We start from the raw sequence: 3116 nt of genomic DNA, 5'->3' as shown, positions 1-3116 counted from the left end.
CCCCGACTAGGACCGATCGGAATGAGCGAGGCAAGCGAAAAGCAAGCGGCGTCCCCAGGCGGCCACGATCACCACTCCGATCCCGCCGCCTGGGGACGCCGCTTGCTTTTCGCTTGCCTCGCTCATTCCGATCGGTCCTAGTCGGGGTGATGGCCGAAGGCCAGCATTTTCCAAAATGCGCCTTAATGTGACGTCATTGCGCGTTGCACAACGCCACACTTCTGGCTAGAGAATGTGCAACGATCGAACATGCTTGGTTTTTGTGCATGGCTGAACTGACCACATTGGCATCGCCACTCGATGTCGGCGGGGTAAAAATCCGCAATCGGGTTTTCCTCGCGCCGATGTCGGGCATCACCGACGAGCCGTTCCGGCAGCGCGCCCACGCGCATGGCGCGGGGCTGGTCGTGTCGGAAATGGTGGCGAGCGGCGAACTGGCCAAGGGCAGGGCGGGCTGCGACCTGCGTATACGTCATTCCGGCCTGCCGGTACATATGGTGCAGCTGGCCGGCCGTGAGGCCGCCCATATGGGCGAGGGCGCGCGAATCGCGGCGGGCGAGGGCGCCGATATCATCGACATCAACATGGGCTGCCCGGCGAAGAAGGTGACCGGCGGCTATGCCGGTTCGGCGCTGATGCGCGACCTCGACCATGCACTGTCCCTGATCGAGGCGGTGGTCGGCGCCGTCTCGCTGCCGGTGACGGTCAAGATGCGGCTGGGCTGGGACGAAAGCGCTCTCAACGCTCCGATGCTGGCGCGGCGCGCCGAACAGGCCGGCGTCAGCATGGTGACCGTGCATGGCCGCACGCGCTGTCAGTTCTACCAGGGCAGGGCCGACTGGCGCGCCATCGCGCGCGTCAAGCAAGCCGTGTCGATTCCCGTGGTGGCGAACGGGGATGTCGGCTCGCCTGAGGAAGCAGCGGCGATCCTCGATCAATCCGGCGCCGACGCGGTGATGATCGGCCGCGCGCATTATGGCGCGCCATGGATCGCCGGCGGTATTGCGACGGCCGCGGGCGGCGCAAAGACACAGGGCATTCCACTGACGCCGCAAGAGTTAACCGATTACGTCGTCTCGCATTACGACGACATGCTCGCGCTCTACGGCGTCGAAAGCGGCCTGCGCCAGGCGCGCAAGCATCTCGGCTGGTATCTTGACCGCCATGCTCCAGGTGTTCGCGCCGAGCAGCGCAAACGTATCCTCACATCGTTCGAACCGGCGGAGATCGTCGCCGAATTGCGCCGCGTATTCACCGACAGCTTGCCGTTGGACAGCCTGCGGAGCGCTGCATGAAGGCCAATGCCCCGCAGCAGGTGGCGGACGCCGCCAACATCGTGCTCAACACCATCCGCCGCCCGGTGATCATGGTCGATCCCGACGGCTTCATCACTTTTGCCAACGCGGATGCCGAGGATTTCTTCCGCTCCAGCGCGACCATGCTTGCCCGCAACACGCTGTCCAAGCTGGTGCCCTTCGGAAGCCCGCTGCTGACGCTGGTCGACCAGGTGCGCGAGCGCCGTGCGCCGGTCAACGAATACCGCGTCGACGTCTCGTCGCCGCGCCTCGGCATCGAGAAGATGGTCGATCTCTATGTCGCTCCTGTGCCGGAGTTTCCGGGTTCCGTCGTCGTGATGTTCCAGGAACGGTCGATGGCCGACAAGATCGACCGCCAGATGACGCATCGCGGTGCTGCGCGCTCCGTCACCGGCCTGGCCGCCATGCTGGCGCACGAGATCAAGAACCCGCTCTCCGGCATCAGGGGCGCGGCCCAGTTGCTCGAACTCTCGGCTTCCGACGAGGACCGGGCGCTCACCCGCCTGATCACGGACGAAACCGACCGCATCGTCTCGCTGGTCGACCGTATGGAAGTGTTTTCCGACGAGCGGCCGATCGAGCGCTATCCCGTCAACATTCACGTCGTTCTCGACCACGTGAAGGCGATCGCTAAGAACGGTTTTGCTAGGCGAATCAAGATCTTGGAGGAATATGATCCATCACTGCCTCCGGTCTTCGCCAACCGTGACCAGCTGATCCAGGTCTTCCTCAACCTGGTCAAGAATGCTGCCGAAGCGATCGGATCGGATCCGCAGGGGGAGATCGTGCTGTCGACGGCTTTCCGTCCGGGCATCCGCGTTTCGGTGCCTGGAACGCAGGACCGCGTCTCGCTACCGCTGGAATTCTGCGTGCATGACAACGGTCCCGGCGTATCGGAAGACATCCTGCCGATCCTGTTTGATCCGTTCATCACCACCAAGCCGAATGGTTCCGGCCTCGGGCTCGCGCTGGTCGCCAAGATCGTCGGCGAGCATGGTGGCATCATCGAATGCGATTCGACCGCGCGGGGCACCACGTTCCGCGTCCTGATGCCGGCCTGGAAGGAGACTTCGCCCGGCTCAGGCGATGAAGCAGAAGGAGACCGCAAATGAGCGTTCGCGGCAATATTCTGGTCGCCGACGACGATGCGGCCATCCGCACCGTGCTCAACCAGGCGCTGTCGCGCGTCGGCCACGAGGTGCGCGTCACCTCGAACGCCTCGACCCTGTGGCGCTGGGTGGCGGCTGGCGAAGGCGATCTCGTCATCACCGATGTGGTGATGCCGGACGAAAACGCCTTCGACATGCTGCCGCGCATCAAGAAGGCGCGGCCCGAGCTGCCGGTCATCGTCATGAGCGCCCAGAACACCTTCATGACCGCCATCCGCGCCTCCGAGACGGGCGCCTACGAATATCTGCCGAAGCCATTCGACCTCACCGAGCTGCTCAACATCGTCAACCGGGCGCTATCCGAGCCGAAGCGGCCGAAGCTCGACGCCCGCGGGGAGGACCAGCCGGAAACGATGCCGCTGGTCGGCCGCTCCGCCGCCATGCAGGACATCTACCGCATGCTGGCGCGCATGATGCAGACCGATCTCACGGTCATGATCAGCGGCGAATCCGGCACCGGCAAGGAGCTGGTGGCGCGCGCGCTGCACGAATATGGCCGACGCCGCGGCGGCCCGTTCGTGGCCATCAACATGGCGGCGATTCCGCGCGACCTCATCGAATCGGAACTGTTCGGCCACGAGAAGGGCGCCTTTACCGGCGCGCAGAACCGTTCCAGCGGCCGCTTCGAGCC

3 protein-coding genes are annotated in these 3116 nt (G+C 64.6%); all 3 read left to right on the top strand.

Translation table 11 applies throughout. The features are described from left to right. The first annotated feature begins 266 nt into the window (after positions 1-266). The gene (dusB, locus tag EOA27_RS29260) at positions 267-1295 is read left to right on the top strand and encodes a tRNA dihydrouridine synthase DusB (RefSeq protein WP_126082759.1); all 1029 of its coding nucleotides are present in this window, start codon (positions 267-269) and stop codon (positions 1293-1295) included. Continuing rightward, a complete protein-coding gene (locus tag EOA27_RS29255; RefSeq protein ID WP_126082758.1) occupies positions 1292-2428 on the top strand; it encodes a nitrogen regulation protein NR(II) in 1137 nt (378 codons plus the stop codon). Before dusB ends, EOA27_RS29255 begins: the two co-directional genes overlap by 4 nt. Continuing rightward, positions 2425-3116 (top strand): sigma 54-interacting transcriptional regulator (locus tag EOA27_RS29250; RefSeq protein ID WP_127257858.1); only part of this gene is annotated, 692 nt, incomplete at its 3' end. The genes EOA27_RS29255 and EOA27_RS29250, both read left to right, overlap by 4 nt.

It is taken from the genome of Mesorhizobium sp. M2A.F.Ca.ET.037.01.1.1 (genome assembly GCF_003998075.1).
Classification (GTDB): domain Bacteria; phylum Pseudomonadota; class Alphaproteobacteria; order Rhizobiales; family Rhizobiaceae; genus Mesorhizobium.
Note: the sequence above shows the minus strand (reverse complement) of the source record. Positions and strands in the feature narration are given on the sequence as shown.